Here is a 17,706-nt window from a genome sequence, read left to right as displayed (position 1 = left end):
GCGCCGCCATCGTCGCGCGCAAGCTGCTGAGCGACTTCGGCCAGTCCCATGCGCGCGAGTCCGCCAGCGAGCAGCGCCTGGAGGCGGCCCGCCAGCAGGAAGCGCTGACCCATGCCCGTCACCGCATCCACGTCCTCGAGCGCTACTTCGACGTGCTGCTGGCGGATCTCGCCTTCGCCCGCGACACCGAGGCCATGGCCGCCGCCTACGTATCCAAGGAACGGGCCGAGGAGCGCAACCAGCGCGGCCAGGTCTCGGACATCGAGGTCTTCCGCCTGGAATCCGAATACCAGACCCTGCGGGTGCAACGTACCCGCGCCCTGCAGGACCAGGCCCGCACCCGGGCCGCGCTGGCCGAGGCCCTGAACCGCCCGGACCGGCGCGTGCGTACCGTACTCGCCCCCATGCTGCCCCTGGATCTGCCCGAACTGCCCGAACTGGATGCGCTGCTCGCCGAACTCGACAACACCAGTCCGCGCCTGATGGCCGAGCGCCGCCACGTCGAGGCCGCCAGCCGCGAGGTGGCGGCCTCGCGCGCGCAGCGGCGCCCGCGCCTGTACGCCGAGGCCGAATCCGGCTGGTGGCACCGCGACCTCGGTGGCGGCGATCGCAACCCGTTCGCCGCCGGCCTGGTCCTGGAAATCCCGCTGTACGAGGGCCGCCGCCACGACAGCCGGGTGGGCCAGGCCGTCGCCGCCCGCCATCGAGCCGAGGCCGAACTGGGCGAGGCCCGCATCGAGGCGCGCAACCGCCTGCGCGAGCTGTACGACGAGATCCGCGCACTACGAACCCAGCGCGACGAGGCCGCCTGGCGCATGGACTACCGCGAGCTGTACATCGACCGCGCGCGCTACCTGTACGACATCGAGGACCAGGCCGACCTGGGCGACTCGATGGTCCAGCAAAGCGCCGCGGCGCACTTCAATGCAAGCACCGAATTCCAACTGGCCCTGGCCTACGAGCGCCTGGCCCTGCTGAGCGGGCGCGACGAGCTGAGCCCGTTCCGCGCCACGGACGAAAACCCTTGAGCCGCCCACCCACCGGCGACCGGACGGGAGACCTGACCATGCCCCACGTATTCCATGTCCCATCCCTGCTGACCACCGGCAGCCTGCTGGCCCTGCTCGCCCTGGCACCCATGCCTCTACTGGCCGAGGAAGGCTTCGCGGCCCAACTCGACTGGGGTGAGCGCCACCGCATTACTGCCCCGATCGCAGGCCGCATCGAGGCAATCGAGGCCCGCGCCGGCGACCGGGTCGAGGCCGACGACGTCCTGTTCCGGCTGGATACCCGGCGCGGCGATGCCGACCTGCGCGCCGCCCGTGCGACCATGGAACGCCTGCAGATGGAGCTGGACGAAGCCGAGCGCGAGCGCGACAAGGCCGAGGATCTCTACGACCAGACCCTGATCGCCGCCCGCGAACTGGAGTTGGCACGTATCGATTACGCGACCGTCGCGGCCCGCCTGGCCGAGGCCCGCGCCCAGCGCGACCGCATCCGCGCCGATCTCGAGGACGCGACCATCCGCGCCCCGGCCAGCGGGCGCCTGGTGCGCCTCGACGCCAACACGGGGCAGTACGTCAATCCGGCGTTGCTGCCGCCGGTCCTGGCGATCCTTGGCACCATCGACCCGATGCGCGCCGTGGCCACCGTCCCGGCCGCCACCGCCGCCGACCTGGAACCCGGGGAGACCGTTACGGTCGTAGTCGGCGACCAGCGTCTTTCCGGCACCATTGTGACCATCGGCTGGGAGCCGACCGGCGAAGAGCCCGAGCGGGGTTACCGCGTCGAGGTCGAATTCTCACCGATGGACGACACCCCACTGCGCCCGGGTCAGCCTGCACGGATCGAACGGGACTCCTGATACATGAGCAATGAGCAATCGCCATCCAGCGCCCACGCCTGGCTGGTCATTACCACACTCGACGACCCGGACACGGCTGAGACCCTGGCCGGCGCCCTGGTGAAACAGGGTCTGGCCGCGTGCGTGCATATCCTCCCGCCCGGACGCTCGATCTACATGTGGAAAGGGAATATCGAAATCGACTCCGAAGTCACTCTACTGATCAAGACCGCGCCTGCGCGCCTGAACGAACTCCAGACGCAGCTGGCTGACCAACACCCCTACGACACACCCGAGATCATCGCCCTGCCGATTGAACGCGGGCTGCCCGATTACCTGGACTGGATAACGCAATGCACCTCATGAATCCGCGCACCTGGCTGGCAACCCTGCTGGTCGCACTCCTGCTGGCTCCGGGACTGACGCACGCCCTCTTCGAGGACGACCTACTGGACCCGGATGACGCCTTCGCCCTGAGCGCTGAGGCGATCGACGCCGACACGGTACGGCTGACCTGGGACATCGCGGACGAGTACTACATGTACCGCGAGCAGTTCGACTTCACCCCGGAAAGCGACGGGCTGGAACTGGGCGAGGCCGAGATCCCGGATGGCGAGGTCAGCGAGGACGAATTCTTCGGGCGCGTCGAGACCTATCGCGGCCAGGTGCAGGTGGAGCTGCCGATCAAGGCGGCCGACAGCACCAGCATCGAGCTGACGGCGCGCTCGCAGGGCTGCGCGGACCTGGGCGTGTGCTACCCGCCGCACTTCCAGACCGTATCCATCGAGCTGCCCGGCCTGCCAAGCGGCAATGGCGAGACCCGCGCGGACGAAGATGCCGGGGAAGAACGCAGCGCGCTGGGTGACCTGGGCAGCCTGTCCGGCGACCTCGGCGCCGCCGATGACCTGCTGGAACCGGAGAAGGCCTTTGCCGCCTCGCTGGAGGCGATCAGCCAGAACGCGGCGATCCTGCGCTTCGACATTGCCGAGGGATACTATCTCTACCGTGAGCAGCTGGATGTGCGCATCGCCGAGGGCGATGGCATCGAGCTGGGGCCGGTCAACCCACCGGACGGTGAGCTCCAGGAAGACGAGTTCTTTGGCGAGAGCCAGGTCTACCGGGGCCAGGTCGAGATCCTTGTTCCGGTCCTGCGCGACGCGGATGACGTCTCCGACATCACCCTGGCGATCGACTACCAGGGCTGCGCCGACGCCGGCGTGTGCTACCCGCCGCTGACCCAGGAGGTCTCGGTTTCCTTTGCTGCCGATCTGGCCGCCGAGGCCGACACCGACGCCCTTCCGGAAACCGGCGACGGGGCTGCGGAAGACGACGAGGCCGCGGCACCGGTCACCCAGCAGGACCGCATCGCGGCCCAGCTGGCAGACGGCCAGATCTGGCTGGTAGCCCTGGCCTTCTTCGGCTTCGGGCTGCTGCTGACCTTCACCCCTTGCGTGTTCCCGATGATCCCGATCCTGTCGAACATCATCATCGGGCAGAAGAACCTGACCACACGCAAGGCATTCCTGATCTCGCTTGTGTTCGTGCTGGCCATGGCCCTGACCTACACCATTGCCGGCGTATTCGCGGGCCTGGCGGGTGCCAACCTGCAGGCGGCCTTCCAGAACCCCTGGATTATCGGGACCTTCGTGGCCATCTTCATCGCACTGGCGATGTCGATGTTCGGCTTCTACGAGCTGCAGATGCCGGCCGGCGTGCAGAGCAAGCTTTCGCAGATCAGCAACAAGCAGGAAGGCGGCACCTACGCAGGCGCCGGCATCATGGGCTTCCTTTCCGCCCTGATCGTCGGCCCCTGCGTGACCGCACCGCTGATCGGGGCGCTGCTCTACATCAGCCACACTGGCGATGCAGTGCTGGGCGGGATCGCGCTGTTCGCGCTGAGCATGGGCATGGGGGCGCCGCTGCTGGTCATCGGCACCTCCGCCGGGCGCCTGCTACCGAAGGCCGGTCCCTGGATGGATACCATCAAGGCGGTGTTTGGGGTCGGCCTGCTGGCCATCGGCATCTGGCTGCTCGAACGGGTGATCCCGGGCGAGGTGGCGATGTTCCTGTGGGCGATCCTGCTGATCGTGACCGCCGTCTACATGGGCGCACTAAGGACCCTGCCGGACAATGTCTCCGGCTGGTACAGCCTGTGGAAGGGGCTGGGTGTGGTGATCCTGATCTACGGCGTGCTGCTGATGCTCGGCGCGGCGACCGGCGGCAAGGACATCTTCCGCCCGCTGGCCACGTTCAATCAGCCCGCGGTGACGGCCACGGGCGAGCAGTCCGGGCCGACCGAGATGGCGTTCACCTACGTCGACAGCCTGGAGGACGTGGAACGCGAAGTGGCCCGGGCCCGCGAAAACGGCCAGCCGGTGTTTCTCGACTTCTACGCCGACTGGTGCGTGGACTGTGTGCGGCTGGATCGCACCACCTTCCAGGACCCGCGCGTGATCCGGGCCATGGGCGACGTGCACCTCCTGAAGGCCGACGTGACCGACAACACCTCCGAGCACCGCGACCTGATGCGTCAGTTCAATCTGTTCGGGCCGCCGGCGATGATCTTCTATGACCGCGACGGCAACGAGCTGCGCAACTACCGCAATGTCGGCTACCTGAATGCCGACCGCTTCCTGGCACATGTAGAAAGCGCCATCGGGGTGACGCCATGAAACACCGCAAGCACGCACTCGCAGGGGTGGTGGTCGCCACGGCCAGCGCCCTGATCCTGACCGCCTGTGGTGACCCGGAACCCGAGATGGACGCCGGGGCAACCTCTGCCAACGCGGCCACCGAGGTCGCCGCCGAGGAGACCCAGGGCAATCAGCGCATCGACTTCACCCTGCCCGACCTCGCCGGTGAAGAACGCCAGTTCAGTGAGTGGGACGGCGACCTGATCGTGCTGAACTTCTGGGCCACCTGGTGCCCGCCCTGCAAGAAGGAGATGCCGCTGTTCCAGGACACCTTTGATGCCAACCAGGAGGATGGCTTTACCATCGTCGCGGTCGCCGTGGACGAGCAGACAGCCACGCAGCATTTCGTCGACGATTTCGGCATCGGATTCCCGGTACTGATCGGCCAGGACGACGCGGTCGCGATCGGCCGGGAATACGGCAACCGCATCGGCGCCCTGCCCTACACCGTACTGATCGACCGCGAAGGCACCATCCTCGACACCCATCGTGGCGAGGTGGAACCGGCCGACCTGGACGAATGGCTGGAGGCGCACCTGTAGCGCCCCCCGACGCCGGAGCGACACCCGGCGCCCTGGCGCCGCAAGGCTGGTAAGCTTGGCCGCCATGACCGAGCGCGAACGCCTGTGGGAACTCGCCCGCCTGATCCGGCTGGATCGCCCGGTGGGCATCTACCTGTTGCTGTGGCCCACCTTCTGGGCCCTGTGGGTGGCGGCCGAGGGCTGGCCGCCGGCCTACCTGATCTTCATTTTTGCCGCCGGCGTGGTGCTGATGCGCTCGGCGGGCTGCGCGATCAACGACTACGCCGACCGCGACTTCGACAGCCATGTGGCGCGCACCCGCGACCGACCGCTGGCGCTCGGCACCATCACCCCACGCGAGGCGCTGGGTACCTTCGTGGCCCTCAGCGTGGTCGCCTTCGTCCTGGTGCTGTTCACCAATGGGCTGACCATCCTGTATTCCCTGGTGGCGGTGGCACTGGCCGGCACCTACCCGTTCTCCAAGCGTTTCCACCACTTCCCGCAGGTCCATCTCGGCGCCGCCTTTGCCTGGGCCGTGCCGATGGCGTTCACCGCCGTCACCGGCGAGCACCCGCCCGAAGTGGCCTGGCTGTTGTTCGTAACCGTGCTGGCGTGGACGGTGGTGTATGACACCTTCTATGGCATGGTGGATCGCGAAGACGACCTGAAGATCGGGGTGAAATCCACGGCCATCGCCTTCGGCGAACTCGACCGCCTGATCACCGGCGGGCTGCAGGTTCTCGTGTGGCTGGGGCTTTATCTCGTCGGCCAGCACGCCGATTTCGGTGGCTACTACACCGCCGGGCTCGTGGTGGTGGCAATGCTGATGTTCTACCAGCAGTTCCTGATCTTCGAACGCGAACCCGCCGACTGTCTGCGCGCCTTCAAAAACAACCACTACCTGGGCGCCGTCATCCTTCTGGCGATGATCGCCGACCACCACCTGGGGGCCTGAATTCCGCGCCCGCACACCCTCAGGCGCGCGCGAGGACCAGTCCCTCCACCCGTGCGGCACCCTCGCGGCGCAGCACTTCGGCCAGTGCGGCCAGCGTCGCGCCCGTGGTCGCCACGTCATCCACCACCAGCACATGCTGCCCGGCGAGGCTCGAACCGTCCCAGGCAAACGCACCGTGGACATTGCGCCGCCGCGCCTTGCGACCCAGCGCCTGCTGCGACTCGGTCGCGCGGATGCGCCGCAGTCCGCGGGTATCCAGCGGGACATCCAGCACCCCCGCCACACGCCGCGCCAGGTAGTCCGACTGATTGAAACCCCGCTCGCGCAGCCGCCTGCCATGCAGCGGCACGGGGAGCACTAGATCGGGCAGATCGCCGTTCTCGCCCACCAGACGGCCCGCCACCTGCTCCGCCAGGGCCGCGAGGATGCGTTCGGCCCGTGCATTGGCGCCGTGCTTGTAGGCCAGAATCAGCTGATCCAGCGGCCAGGCATAGGCCCAGCCGGCATGCAGCGCATCCAGGACCGGCGCTCGGCGGATGCAAGCCGGGCACACGCCGGCGACCGGCAGGGGCAACGCACAGGTGGGGCAGGGGTGCTCGAGCGGCGCAAGATCCGCCCGGCAATCCGCGCAGATCGCCGGGCCGGGGGCCAGGCACAGTCCGCACTGACCGGGGTACAGGGCCTCCCCCAGCCAGTCGACGCAGGCCGCAGCCCGGGCCCTCAAACGCGCGGCCGGAGACCGCCTGGAAACGGGTCGCAATGAAGGGTCCGGGGCCATAATGGTATGCTCTGCTTTTTGCATGCAGGGTAGACCATGGCCACCAGGACCGTCTCCGGACGCAGCTCGCGGCGCGCCGCGTCGATGTTCGATATCGGCAACCTGATCAGCGTGTCGATTGCCGGCATCCCGCTGTTCCTGGTGAGCAGCGAGGGCGTCGGGGTCGGTTTCATCATCGCCGCGATCATGGGTATCGTCCCGCTGGTACTGTGGTTTGGCGGCTCGATGCTGGTCTACGCCCTGAACAAGCACCACCCCGATCCCCGCGTCGGCCACTTCACGCAGTGGGCCGCCTATCGCTACTACGCCCTGATGGGCCTGCTGATCGGGGTCGCCACCTTCTTTCCGCCGGATCTGAACTACTACCGCGCCTACTGGGCAATCGCCGCGGCCATCCTGCTGCCGTGGACGATCTACGCCCTGTTCAATATCTATCGCGAGCCCTGGACGGACGTCGAGATCCCCGCCGAAGCCGACAAGGAACATCATCTATGAGCACGCCCCGCCACGACTGGAACACCGACGAGGTCGAGGCCCTGCTCGACCTGCCGCTGAATGACCTGATCTTCCGCGCGCAGACCGTCCACCGCGAGCACTTCGACCCGAACGCGGTCCAGGTGAGCACGCTGCTGTCGATCAAGACCGGGGCCTGCCCCGAGGACTGCGCCTACTGCCCGCAAAGCGCGCACCACGAGGTCGAGATCGAGCGCGAACGCCTGCTGCCGCTGGACGAGGTGCTGGAGGCGGCCCGCAACGCCCGCGCCCAGGGCGCGACCCGCTTCTGCATGGGCGCGGCCTGGCGCAACCCCACCGACAAGAACCTGGAGCGCGTGATCGAGATGGTCCGCGCGGTGAAGGACGAGGGCCTCGAGACCTGCATGACCCTCGGCATGCTGAAGGCCGAACAGGCCAAACGCCTGTCCGAGGCGGGCCTGGACTACTACAACCACAACCTCGACACCTCGCCGGAGTTCTACGGTCACATCATCAGCACGCGCACCTACGACGATCGCCTCGAGACCCTGGAGCACGTACGCGAGGCCGGGATGAACGTCTGCTGCGGCGGCATCCTCGGCATGGGCGAGTCGCGCCGCGATCGTGCGCGGCTGCTGCAGCAGATGGCCAACCTGCCAAAACACCCGGAGTCGGTGCCGATCAACCAGCTGATCCAGGTGGAGGGCACGCCGCTGCACGGCATCGAGCACCTCGACCCGCTGGAGTTCGTGCGTACCATCGCGGCCACCCGCATCCTGATGCCGGCCTCCTACGTGCGCCTGTCCGCCGGGCGCACCGAGATGTCCGACGAGATGCAGGCCCTGTGCTTCCTCGCAGGTGCCAACTCGCTGTTCTACGGCGACACCCTGCTGACCACGCCAAACCCCGGCGAGAACCACGACCTCGCGCTGTTCGAGCGCCTGGGCCTGCGCCCGGAGACTGGCCCGGAAGCCCCTGCGAAATCGGACCAGTCAGCCTCCGCCTCGGCCTGAGCCAGACCGGCGGTGAGCGGCGGCTTCCCCGACCATTTCTCGGCGGTGGCTAACGCTTACGGCCGCCACCGCCCGGACTACCCGGCCGAGCTGTTTGACTGGCTGGCGGCGCACACTCCGCACCACGAGCGCGCCTGGGACTGTGCCAGCGGCAACGGCCAGGCCGCGCGGGGCCTGGCGCCCCACTTCTCGCAGGTCTTCGCCACGGACGCCGCCCCATCGCTGCTGGCCACACTGCCGGATCACTCCGGGATCGACCGCGTCGCCTGTGCCGCCGAGGCCTGTGCTCTGGCCGATGGCTCGGTCGACCTCGCCTGTGTGGCCCAGGCCGCGCACTGGTTCCGCCACACCGAGTTCCACGACGAGGTCGCCCGCGTCCTGCGCCCGGACGGACTCCTGGCGATCTGGGGCTACGGCGTGCTGCGGGCCGAGGACCCGGCACTGGACCACCTGCTGATCGACTTTCACGATGCCACCTTGGCCCCCTGGTGGCCGGAAGAGCGCCAGCACATCCGCAACCACTACCGCGACCTGCCGTTTCCCTGGCCCGAGATCGAGGCGCCCGAGTTTCGCATCACGCGCGAATGGGACCGCGCCACCCTGCTGGGCTATCTCGGTACCTGGTCCGCGATCCGCCGCGCCCGCGCCGCCGGCCAGGACCCACTGGCTGCGCTGGCGCCGGCCCTGCAAGCCCTGTGGTCCAACCCGAGCATGCCGGCACGGGTGCACTGGCCGATCTTCCTGCGCGCGGGCCTGCGCCCATGAGCGACTCACTCGATCACTACCTGGAGCAACGCCTGAGCACTGTGCGCGACGCCGGGCTATGGCGCCGCACCCGCATGCTCGACGGCCCACAGCGGCCCGAACAGGTTATCGACGGCCACCGCGTGATTGCCTTCTGCTCGAACGACTACTTGGGCCTGGCCGGTGACCCGGCGGTCGCCGCCGCCGCCCGCAAGGCGCTGGATCAGTACGGCGTCGGTGCGGGGGCCGCCCATTTGATCAACGGTCACAGCCGCGCCCACGACGAGCTGGAACAGGCCCTGGCCCGCTTCACCGGGCGCGCTCGGGCACTCGTCTTCTCCACCGGCTACATGGCCAACCTGGCCCTGGTCCAGACCCTGGTCGGTCGCCACGACATCGTCTTCGAGGACCGCCTGAACCACGCCTCGCTGATCGATGCCGTGCGCCTGTCGGGCGCGCGCAGCCAGCGCTACCGCCACGCCGAGCCCGAACACCTGCGCGAGCGCCTGGAGAAGGCGCCCGCGACCGGCCAGCGCCTGATCATCACCGACGGCGTGTTCTCCATGGACGGCGATATCGCCCCACTTCCGGAACTCGCCGCCCTGGCGCGCGAATACAATGCCTGGCTGATGGTGGACGACGCCCACGGCCTGTCAGTGCTGGGCGACACCGGCGGCGGCACCTGCCAGCACTTCGGTCTCGGCGGCGACGACGTACCGGTCCTGATGGGGACGCTGGGCAAGGGCTTCGGCACCGCCGGGGCCTTCGTGGCCGGCTCCGAACGGCTGATCGAGACCCTGATCCAGACCGCGCGCCCCTACATCTACACCACCGCGATGCCGGCCGCCCTGGCCGCCGCCACCCTGGCCTCGGTGCAAATCGCCGCGTCCGCCCACGACCGCCGCGCGCACCTGCAGAACCTGTTGCGACGCTTGGGCGACGGGCTGGATCGCCTCGGCCTGCCACACCCACCGCCCCTCACACCCATCCAGCCTGTCACCCTGGGCACCGCCACTCGCGCGAGCGCCGTCGCCGAGCGACTGTTCGAGGCCGGCTTCCTGGTCCCCGCGATCCGCCCCCCGACCGTCCCGGAAGGCGAGGCCCGCCTGCGCATCACCCTGTCCGCCGCCCACACCCAAACGCAGGTCGACGCACTGCTGCAGGCGCTGGAAAAGGCTCTCAAGGACACACCGGCGTGACACCGCGCGCAAGCTTCTAACCGTCATTGCGGGGAGCAAAGCGACGAAACAATCACCATCCGGATGCCCCGGGAGAGAATATCGGCAGATTGCTTCGTCGCCTGCGGCTCCTCGCCATGACCATTTAGTGCCGGACCAGCGGCCGGCAGCTCACCGCGTTGCAACGCAGACGTGCGACTGGGTCAGCCTCCCCCTACAGCTCGCCGCGTTCGGCGAGGGAGACGGCCTCGTCGGCGACGATCACGTGATCGAGGACGCGGATGTCCACCAGCCCCAGGGCGTCGGTCAGGCGGCGGGTGATGGCGACATCCGAACGCGACGGCTCGGCCACGCCCGAGGGGTGGTTATGGGCCAGGATCACAGCCGCCGCGTTGTGGTGCAGCGCGCGCCGCACAACCTCGCGCGGGTGCACGGAGGCACCGTCGATGGTGCCGCGAAAGAGTTCCTCAAAGGCGATCACGCGGTGGCGGTTATCGAGGAACAGCACGCCGAAGACCTCAAAGGGATAGTCACGCAGGCGCGCCGCCAGGAACTGCCGGGTGGTCGCGGGCGAGGTCAGTGCATCGCCGCGCTCCAGATCGGCCGCCAGGTGGCGGCGCCCCATCTCCAGCACGGCCTGGAGCTGGGCGTACTTGGCATCCCCCAGCCCCGGGGCGGCGCAAAACCCCGCCTGATCCGCCTGTAATAAAGGCCGCAGCCCGCCGAAGCGGCTGAGCAGGTCCCGCGCGACATCCACCGCGCTCTTGCCGGCCACGCCGGTGCGCAGAAAGATTGCCAGCAACTCCGCATCCGAAAGCGCGGCCGCGCCGCGTTCGATCAGCCTCTCCCGCGGGCGCTCGGCCGCGGGCCAGTCGGTAATCGCCATCACCACCTCCCTGTGGTTGCGTTACATGCGTTCGCTTTTTTCGGTTTGGGCCCTGGGCTAGTCCTCGAAGCGGGAGATGTCGCGCACCGCGCCGTAGGCGGCGGAGGTCGTCATCAGGGCGTAGGCGCGCAAGGCCTGGGTGACGGCCCGCTCCCGCGACTCGGGTTTCCAGGCCTTCGCGCCACGGGCCTCCATGGCCTCGCGCCGTGCGGCCAGCGTGGCGTCGTCGACGTCGATGCGGATCTCGCGACCGGGGATGTCGATCACGATGGTGTCGCCTTCCTCGATCAGGCCGATCGCACCACCCTGCGCCGCCTCCGGCGAGACGTGACCGATCGACAGCCCGGAGGTGCCGCCGGAGAAGCGCCCGTCGGTGACCAGCGCGCATTCCTTGCCCAGGCCCTTGGACTTGAGATACGACGTCGGGTAGAGCATTTCCTGCATGCCCGGGCCGCCCTTGGGGCCCTCGTAGCGGATGATCACCACGTCGCCCGCCTGGATCTGGTCACCAAGAATGGCCTCCACCGTCGCGTCCTGGCTCTCGAAGACACGGGCCGGACCCGAGAATGTCAGGATGCTGTCGTCCACCCCGGCAGTCTTCACGATGCAGCCGTCCGGGGCCATGTTGCCGTAGAGCACGGCCAGGCCACCGTCCTTCGAGTAGGCATGCTCGATGTCGCGGATGCAGCCGTTCTCGCGGTCGATGTCCAGGCTGTCCCAGGTCTTGTCCTGGCTGAACGCGACCTGGGTAGGCACGCCGCCCGGGGCGGCCTGGTAAAGCGTCTCGGCCTCGGCGGCGTGGCGCATCACGTCCCACTGTTCCAGGGCCTGGCCCATGGTCTCGGCGTGCACGGTGGGAATGTCGCGGTGAATCAGCCCGCCGCGGTCCAGCTCCGCGAGGATGCCGACCACACCACCGGCGCGGTGGACATCCTCCATGTGATAGAGCTGGGTGGCCGGGGCGACCTTGCACAGATTCGGCACCTTGCGCGACAGGCGGTCGATGTCGGCCATGGTGAAGTCGACCTCGCCCTCGCGCGCGGCCGCCAGCAGGTGCAGCACCGTGTTGGTGGAGCCGCCCATCGCGATATCCAGGCTCATCGCGTTCTCGAACGCCTCGAAGGTGGCGATGGAACGCGGCAAAGCAGATTCATCGTCCTGCTCGTAGTAACGCTTGGCCAGTTCGACCACGCGCCGGCCGGCCTGCTCGAACAGGCTCTTGCGCCCGGCGTGGGTGGCCAGCAGCGAGCCGTTGCCCGGCAGCGACAGCCCCAGCGCCTCGGTCAGGCAGTTCATCGAATTGGCGGTGAACATGCCGGAGCAGGACCCGCAGGTCGGGCAGGCGGAGCGCTCGATGGCCTCCACTTCTTCATCACTGGCACTGGAGTCGGCGGCCTTGACCATCGCGTCCACCAGATCCAGGTGGATGACCTTGTCGCTGCCCGGGGCCTGCACCTTGCCGGCCTCCATCGGCCCGCCGGAGACGAACACCACCGGGATGTTCAGGCGCATCGCGGCCATCAGCATGCCGGGGGTGATCTTGTCGCAGTTGGAGATGCAGACCAAGGCATCGGCGCAGTGTGCGTTGACCATGTACTCGACCGAGTCGGCGATGATCTCGCGCGAGGGCAGCGAATAGAGCATCCCGCCGTGGCCCATCGCGATCCCGTCGTCCACCGCGATGGTGTTGAACTCCTTGGCCACGCCGCCGGCCTTTTCCACCTCGCCGGCCACCAGCTGGCCCAGGTCCTTCAGATGCACGTGCCCGGGCACGAACTGGGTGAAGGAGTTGGCAATGGCGATGATCGGCTTGCCGAAGTCGCCATCCTTCATGCCGGTGGCGCGCCACAGGGCGCGGGCACCCGCCATATTGCGGCCGTGGGTAGTGGTGCGGGAACGATAGGCGGGCATGTATATTCTCGTGAACGATTACGGTGAACGCAGATCGTACATAATGAGTCGTACAAACCCCAGTACCCCGGAGCACCTGCAATGAAAATCGAAGTCGAGAACATCAAGTGTGGCGGCTGCGCCAGCTCCATCCGCAAGGGCCTGCTGCAGGTCGAGGGCGTCACCGACGCCGAGGTGGACGTGGAAGGCGGTGCGGTTGATATCGAGGCGCCCGACAGCGCCCGCGAAGCGGTCGCCGCCAAGCTCGCCAGCATGGGTTACCCCGAGGTCGGTTCGGTCTCCGGCCTGCGCTCCGCCAGCGCCAAGGCCAAGTCGTTTGCCAGCTGCGCCGTGGGGCGCATGAGCGGCGAATAGGCTTGATCAATACGTCGCGGGGGCGCGCGCAGCCCGGCCTTGTCGGGCTGGTGCTGCTGTTCGTCCTGGGCACGGGGCTGGCGCAGGCCGAAAGCGGGCTGCCGACCGCCGAACTGCAACTCGGCGAACAAGCCCTGACGATCGAGATCGCCGCGACCGACCGTAGCCGCCGGATCGGGCTGATGCACCGCGACCACCTGCCCGCCGACCACGGCATGCTGTTCATCTGGCCACGACCGGCGCACTACGGCATGTGGATGCAGAACACCCGCATCCCGCTGGACGTGGCCTTCATCGATGCCGACTTCACCATTACCAACATCGCCAGCATGACGCCCCACTCCACCCGCATACACGAGGCGAAACGGCCGGTGCGCTACGCCCTGGAGGTCAATGCCGGGTGGTTCAAGGAACACGGTATCGCGCCCGGCGCCTCCGTCCCGGACCTCGAACGCCTCGTGGGCGAGACCGACTAGGGAAACACTGATCAATGTTTCCCTAACACCCCTTCCCGCAGGATCGGGCCAGCAGGCCTGACTGATCCCACGTGTACATTGATCCGTGATTCCCTAGACTGTCTGCTCAAGGACATCATCAGGAAACGGACACGCCCGTGACCGCCACATCCAACCCAGCCGCCCGCAATCACGCGCCCTCGCGCCGAGCCCCGCAGCCCGGGGAGCTCGCCTGGTTCCGTGATGCGGTGCCGTACATCGCCGCCCACCGCGGGCGCACCATGGTGATCGCGCTCGCAGGCGAGGCCGCCCAGGCGCCGGAGTTTCCGGCACTGATGCGCGATATCGCCAAACTCAATGCCCTGGGTATCCGCGTCGTGCTGGTCTACGGGGCGCGCCCGCAAATCGAGGCACGGATGACCGAGCGCGGACTGACCCCGGCTTACGCCAACGGGTTGCGCGTAACGGATGGCGCAGCGCTGGAAGCGGTGCTGGATGCGGTCGGTCGGCTGCGCCTGCAGATCGAGGGCCTGCTCTCGCGCAGCCTCGGCCAGCCGGGTACCGGCAACGCACGCCTGCGCGTGGCCAGTGGCAACTTCGTCACCGCACGGCCACTGGGCGTACGCGACGGCGTGGACTTCCACTACACCGGCGAGGTGCGCGGGGTGGACACCACCGCACTCGCGGCCCTGCTGGACCGCGAGCAGGTGGCCCTGGTCTCCCCGCTCGGCTACTCCCCCACCGGCGAGGTGTTCAACCTCTCCGGCGAGGATGTCGCCACCCAGGTCGCGATCGCGCTGAACGCCGACAAGCTGATCTTTCTCACCGAAGCCGGGGTGTTGCGCGATCCCGAACACGGCGTGCTGGACCAGCTCACCGTGCCGGCCGCGCAGGAGCTGCTGGAGACCTCCACCGACCTGCCGCAGGAACTGGCCAACCACCTGAAGAGCGCGATCGACGCCTGTCGCCAGCGCGAGATCCGGGTGCACCTGATCGACCGTCGGGACGACGGTGGGCTCCTGACCGAGCTGTTCACCCGCCTGGGAATCGGCACACTGGTCTCGCGCGAGCCACTGGAACGGCTGCGCCCGGCCACACTCGACGATGTGGGGGGTATCCATGCGCTACTGGAACCGCTGGAGGCCGAGGGCATCCTGGTACATCGCGCGCGGGAGCACTTGGAGCTGGAGATCGACCGCTTCCAGGTGCTGGAGGCCGACGGCCTGATCATCGGCACCGCCGCGCTCTACCCCTTCGAGGCGGATGCCGCGGAGATTGCCTGCCTGGCCCTGCACGCGGATTACCGCGGGAGCGGCCGCGGCGACCGTTTGCTGCAGGCAATGGAACACCTGGCGCAGGAACAGGGAATCCGGCGGGTATTCGTGCTCACCACGCGCACCGCCCAGTGGTTCCAGGAACGCGGTTACACGCCAGGCAAGGTGGACGATCTGCCCGTCAGCCGGCAGACCCGCTACAACCAGGCGCGCAACTCGCGGGTGTTTACCCGAGTGCTGGCCGGCGAGTAACCCGGACCAGACAGGCCCTATTCATAGCGGGCCTCGTCGCGCTCATGGGCCTCCTGGGCCGCCACGCTCAGCGTGGCAATCGGGCGCGCCTCCAGCCGCGCGATGCCGATCGGTTCACCGGTCTCCTCGCAATAGCCGTATTCGCCCTGCTCGATGCGCGCCAGCGCCGCGTCAATCTTGTTCAGGAGCTTGCGGTACCGATCCCGGGTTCGCAGCTCCAGGCCGGCATCGGTCTCGTGGCTGGCGCGGTCATTCGGGTCCGGCTCCTGCCAGCTCTCGCTGCGCAGGTGCTCCAGAGTCTGTTCCGATTCCTCGATCAGCTCGGCACGCCAGGCCTCGAGCTTGGCGCGAAAGTAGTCCAGTTGACGCGGATTCATGTAGGGTTCGTCCTCGGACGGACGGTACCCGGAATCCGGGCGGGTCTTGGCTTCTTGGCTCATCTTGGACCCCTCGCCAGGCCCCCTCTCGCCCCATGCGGGAAGGCCCCGGCGCATTGCACAGTACACCCGATCGAGTATAGGGCAATAACCCTGCCGGGCGGCAAACGCGAAAGCGCGCCCGAACGCACACAACCGGCACCATACGGAAAACGACACCGGCCGCATGCAGCACATCCTTCAGATCAGCGACACCCACCTCGGCCGGGAGCCGGGCCCCATTCGACCGGGTTATCCCGACAGCGACCGCCAGCTCGCCCGCGTGCTCGAGGCCCTGCGCCGGAACGAGGCCCGGCCGGACCTGCTATGGCTCACGGGCGACCTGGCCGAAGATCCGGATCCGGCGGCCTACACGCGACTCCTCGCAATGCTCGACGAACACGTGAAAGGCTGGCCGCTCGCCGGCCTGGCGGGCAACCACGATGACCGGACCCTGCTGCACCGCGCCTTCACGGGCGCCGGACATACCCTGGACGGGCACCGGCTGCTCGGCGACTGGCTGCTGGTCGGGATCAATTCGGCGGTTGCGGGGCAGGCGTCCGGGCGCATCGAGCCGGCCGAGTTGTCGCGCCTGGATCAAGTACTGACCGCACACCCCGATCACTGGGGCTTGGTCGCCGTTCACCATCCGGTCGTGCCCGTCGGCAGCGCATGGATGGACCGGATCGGCCTGACCAATCCCGACGACCTGTTCGCGATCCTGGATCACCACCCGCGCGTACGCGCATGCCTGTTCGGCCACATCCATCAGGATTTCCGCGCCGAGCGCCAGGGCGTCGAACTGCTGGGCTGCCCCTCCACCTGCGTCCAGTTCGCCCCCGGCTCCGAACAGTTCGCGCTGGATACCGAACACGCCGGCTACCGCGTTCTGGCACTGCATGCCGATGGCCGCATCGACACCCGCGTCGAGCGTCTATCCGGCGAATTTCCCGAGGCCCGCGCATGATCCCGGACGATCGCCGCAGCAAGCAGCTCCAGGCCTGGCTGAAGGACCAGCCGGGCAGGTTCACCGACCTGGCACTCCTGCGTGCAGATGCCAGTTTTCGGCGCTATTTTCGCCTGTGCCGCGACGACCAACCGGTGGTGCTGATGGATGCGCCACCCGAGCGCGAGGCCACCGAGCCGTTCGTGGAGATTGCACGACTGCTGGAATCGCTGGGGCTGCGCCCCCCGCGCATCCTTGCGCACGATCCAGCCACCGGCTTCGTGCTGCTCGAGGACCTCGGCGACCGAACCTTCACCCGGGCCCTCGCCGAGGGGGCCGCGGAAGGTCCTTTGTACGACCGCGCCATCGACACCCTGATCCAGCTGCATCGCGCCTGGCCAGCGCAGGCCGCAAAGGCCCCGGACGTCCCCGCCTACGACACCCCGCGCCTGCTGGACGAGGCCGCGCTGTTTGCCGACTGGTACTGGCCGGAACAACACGGCACCCCGATGAGCGCGTCCCTGCGCAACGGATTTCTCGCAGCCTGGCGGGAGGCGCTGGAAGGCCTGCCCATCCTGCCCGGGACACTGGTGCTACGCGACTTCCACGTGGACAACCTGATGCTGCCACCCGGCGAGGATGGCGATTGTGCCGTCCTGGATTTCCAGGATGCCGTGATCGGCAGCCCCGCCTACGATGTCGTCTCGCTGCTGGAAGACGCCCGGCGCGAGGTGTCGCCCGCCACCGTGGAGCGGGCATTGATGCGTTATGCCGCGGGAACGGCCTGGGACCCCGAGATCTTCATGCAGCACTACCGCGTCCTCGGCGTCCAGCGCAGCACCAAGATCCTCGGGATCTTCGTACGCCTGGCACGCCGGGATGCCAAACCGCGCTACCTGGAACACCTGCCGCGCCTGCATCGACTCCTGGCGCAGGGGCTGTCACAGCCGGCGCTGGCACCGGTGGCAGGCTGGTTTCAAACCCACATGCCCGAACGGATGCGGGAGGATTAA

The 17,706-nt window shown here is 68.1% G+C and carries 19 protein-coding genes; 15 read left to right on the top strand and 4 right to left on the bottom strand.

The window, feature by feature from the left end; translation table 11 throughout:
- The 6 genes from B0684_RS12890 to ubiA form a co-directional block, all read left to right on the top strand.
- Positions 1-1,028 (top strand): TolC family protein (locus B0684_RS12890; protein WP_077277042.1); only part of this gene is annotated, 1,028 nt, incomplete at its 5' end.
- A 38-nt stretch (positions 1,029-1,066) separates the two neighbouring features.
- Complete coding sequence (locus B0684_RS12885) at positions 1,067-1,864, top strand: efflux RND transporter periplasmic adaptor subunit (RefSeq protein ID WP_018168988.1); 798 nt, start codon at positions 1,067-1,069, stop codon at positions 1,862-1,864.
- A gap of 3 nt (positions 1,865-1,867) precedes the next feature.
- Positions 1,868-2,209, top strand: a complete 342-nt coding sequence (gene cutA / locus B0684_RS12880; protein ID WP_018168987.1) for a divalent-cation tolerance protein CutA — start codon at positions 1,868-1,870, stop codon at positions 2,207-2,209.
- Positions 2,197-4,515, top strand: coding sequence for a protein-disulfide reductase DsbD (locus B0684_RS12875; protein ID WP_018168986.1), 2,319 nt, complete (start codon positions 2,197-2,199; stop codon positions 4,513-4,515). Before cutA ends, B0684_RS12875 begins: the two co-directional genes overlap by 13 nt.
- The gene (locus B0684_RS12870) at positions 4,512-5,078 is read left to right on the top strand and encodes a TlpA family protein disulfide reductase (protein ID WP_018168985.1); all 567 of its coding nucleotides are present in this window, start codon (positions 4,512-4,514) and stop codon (positions 5,076-5,078) included. The genes B0684_RS12875 and B0684_RS12870 overlap by 4 nt, the downstream gene beginning before the upstream one ends.
- A 64-nt stretch (positions 5,079-5,142) precedes the next feature.
- A complete protein-coding gene (gene ubiA, locus B0684_RS12865) occupies positions 5,143-6,012 on the top strand; it encodes a 4-hydroxybenzoate octaprenyltransferase (RefSeq protein WP_018175637.1) in 870 nt (289 codons plus the stop codon).
- Between the two features lie 19 nt (positions 6,013-6,031).
- Here ubiA and B0684_RS12860 read toward each other — a convergent pair whose 3' ends face one another.
- On the bottom strand, positions 6,032-6,586 hold the full coding sequence (locus tag B0684_RS12860) for a ComF family protein (protein ID WP_018168984.1): 555 nt from the start codon (positions 6,584-6,586) through the stop codon (positions 6,032-6,034).
- A gap of 240 nt (positions 6,587-6,826) precedes the next feature.
- Here B0684_RS12860 and B0684_RS12855 point away from each other — a divergent pair, with 240 nt between their 5' ends.
- The 4 genes from B0684_RS12855 to bioF are packed head-to-tail and all read left to right on the top strand — an operon-like array spanning position 6,827 to position 10,220.
- Positions 6,827-7,285: a hypothetical protein gene (locus B0684_RS12855; protein WP_024327561.1), complete on the top strand. Its 459-nt coding sequence runs from the start codon at positions 6,827-6,829 to the stop codon at positions 7,283-7,285.
- Entirely contained in the window at positions 7,282-8,277 is a 996-nt protein-coding gene (bioB, locus tag B0684_RS12850) for a biotin synthase BioB (protein ID WP_018168982.1), read from the top strand. The genes B0684_RS12855 and bioB overlap by 4 nt, the downstream gene beginning before the upstream one ends.
- Positions 8,278-8,289: 12 nt before the next feature.
- Positions 8,290-9,042: a class I SAM-dependent methyltransferase gene (locus B0684_RS12845; protein ID WP_018168981.1), complete on the top strand. Its 753-nt coding sequence runs from the start codon at positions 8,290-8,292 to the stop codon at positions 9,040-9,042.
- Complete coding sequence (gene bioF / locus B0684_RS12840) at positions 9,039-10,220, top strand: 8-amino-7-oxononanoate synthase (RefSeq protein WP_018168980.1); 1,182 nt, start codon at positions 9,039-9,041, stop codon at positions 10,218-10,220. Before B0684_RS12845 ends, bioF begins: the two co-directional genes overlap by 4 nt.
- A 193-nt stretch (positions 10,221-10,413) precedes the next feature.
- On the opposite strand, the gene radC is transcribed toward bioF, so the two are convergent.
- Both radC and ilvD read right to left on the bottom strand, forming a co-directional pair.
- Positions 10,414-11,085 carry a RadC family protein gene (radC, locus tag B0684_RS12835; RefSeq protein ID WP_018168979.1) on the bottom strand — a complete coding sequence of 224 codons (672 nt, stop codon included), beginning with the start codon at positions 11,083-11,085 and terminating at the stop codon, positions 10,414-10,416.
- Between the two features lie 57 nt (positions 11,086-11,142).
- A complete protein-coding gene (gene ilvD, locus B0684_RS12830; protein WP_018168978.1) occupies positions 11,143-12,996 on the bottom strand; it encodes a dihydroxy-acid dehydratase in 1,854 nt (617 codons plus the stop codon).
- An 81-nt stretch (positions 12,997-13,077) separates the two neighbouring features.
- On the opposite strand from ilvD, the gene B0684_RS12825 reads away from it, so the two are divergent.
- The 3 genes from B0684_RS12825 to argA all read left to right on the top strand — a co-directional run bounded on the left by B0684_RS12825 (position 13,078) and on the right by argA (position 15,331).
- Positions 13,078-13,350: a heavy-metal-associated domain-containing protein gene (locus B0684_RS12825; RefSeq protein WP_018145194.1), complete on the top strand. Its 273-nt coding sequence runs from the start codon at positions 13,078-13,080 to the stop codon at positions 13,348-13,350.
- A gap of 2 nt (positions 13,351-13,352) precedes the next feature.
- Positions 13,353-13,826 (top strand): DUF192 domain-containing protein, encoded by a 474-nt coding sequence (locus tag B0684_RS12820; protein ID WP_018145193.1) that lies wholly within the window; start codon positions 13,353-13,355, stop codon positions 13,824-13,826.
- A 137-nt stretch (positions 13,827-13,963) separates the two neighbouring features.
- On the top strand, positions 13,964-15,331 hold the full coding sequence (gene argA / locus B0684_RS12815; protein WP_018649631.1) for an amino-acid N-acetyltransferase: 1,368 nt from the start codon (positions 13,964-13,966) through the stop codon (positions 15,329-15,331).
- A gap of 17 nt (positions 15,332-15,348) precedes the next feature.
- Here argA and dksA read toward each other — a convergent pair whose 3' ends face one another.
- Positions 15,349-15,771, bottom strand: a complete 423-nt coding sequence (gene dksA, locus B0684_RS12810; RefSeq protein WP_018145191.1) for an RNA polymerase-binding protein DksA — start codon at positions 15,769-15,771, stop codon at positions 15,349-15,351.
- Between the two features lie 163 nt (positions 15,772-15,934).
- On the opposite strand from dksA, the gene B0684_RS12805 reads away from it, so the two are divergent.
- Positions 15,935-16,714 (top strand): metallophosphoesterase, encoded by a 780-nt coding sequence (locus B0684_RS12805; protein WP_018649630.1) that lies wholly within the window; start codon positions 15,935-15,937, stop codon positions 16,712-16,714.
- On the top strand, positions 16,711-17,706 hold the full coding sequence (locus B0684_RS12800) for an aminoglycoside phosphotransferase family protein (RefSeq protein ID WP_018649629.1): 996 nt from the start codon (positions 16,711-16,713) through the stop codon (positions 17,704-17,706). Before B0684_RS12805 ends, B0684_RS12800 begins: the two co-directional genes overlap by 4 nt.

Source organism: Thioalkalivibrio versutus, from assembly GCF_001999325.1.
Lineage (GTDB): Bacteria > Pseudomonadota > Gammaproteobacteria > Ectothiorhodospirales > Ectothiorhodospiraceae > Thioalkalivibrio > Thioalkalivibrio versutus.
Note: the sequence above shows the minus strand (reverse complement) of the source record. Positions and strands in the feature narration are given on the sequence as shown.

Coding starts and splice junctions, on each gene's coding strand:
- B0684_RS12885 (WP_018168988.1), top strand. CDS start 1,067: ATGCCCCACGTATTCCATGTCCCATCCCTGCTGACCACCGGCAGCCTG.
- ubiA (WP_018175637.1), top strand. CDS start 5,143: ATGACCGAGCGCGAACGCCTGTGGGAACTCGCCCGCCTGATCCGGCTG.
- B0684_RS12805 (WP_018649630.1), top strand. CDS start 15,935: ATGCAGCACATCCTTCAGATCAGCGACACCCACCTCGGCCGGGAGCCG.
- cutA (WP_018168987.1), top strand. CDS start 1,868: ATGAGCAATGAGCAATCGCCATCCAGCGCCCACGCCTGGCTGGTCATT.
- ilvD (WP_018168978.1), bottom strand. CDS start 12,996: ATGCCCGCCTATCGTTCCCGCACCACTACCCACGGCCGCAATATGGCG.
- B0684_RS12800 (WP_018649629.1), top strand. CDS start 16,711: ATGATCCCGGACGATCGCCGCAGCAAGCAGCTCCAGGCCTGGCTGAAG.
- bioF (WP_018168980.1), top strand. CDS start 9,039: ATGAGCGACTCACTCGATCACTACCTGGAGCAACGCCTGAGCACTGTG.
- B0684_RS12875 (WP_018168986.1), top strand. CDS start 2,197: ATGCACCTCATGAATCCGCGCACCTGGCTGGCAACCCTGCTGGTCGCA.
- B0684_RS12855 (WP_024327561.1), top strand. CDS start 6,827: ATGGCCACCAGGACCGTCTCCGGACGCAGCTCGCGGCGCGCCGCGTCG.
- radC (WP_018168979.1), bottom strand. CDS start 11,085: ATGGCGATTACCGACTGGCCCGCGGCCGAGCGCCCGCGGGAGAGGCTG.
- bioB (WP_018168982.1), top strand. CDS start 7,282: ATGAGCACGCCCCGCCACGACTGGAACACCGACGAGGTCGAGGCCCTG.
- B0684_RS12825 (WP_018145194.1), top strand. CDS start 13,078: ATGAAAATCGAAGTCGAGAACATCAAGTGTGGCGGCTGCGCCAGCTCC.
- B0684_RS12870 (WP_018168985.1), top strand. CDS start 4,512: ATGAAACACCGCAAGCACGCACTCGCAGGGGTGGTGGTCGCCACGGCC.
- dksA (WP_018145191.1), bottom strand. CDS start 15,771: ATGAGCCAAGAAGCCAAGACCCGCCCGGATTCCGGGTACCGTCCGTCC.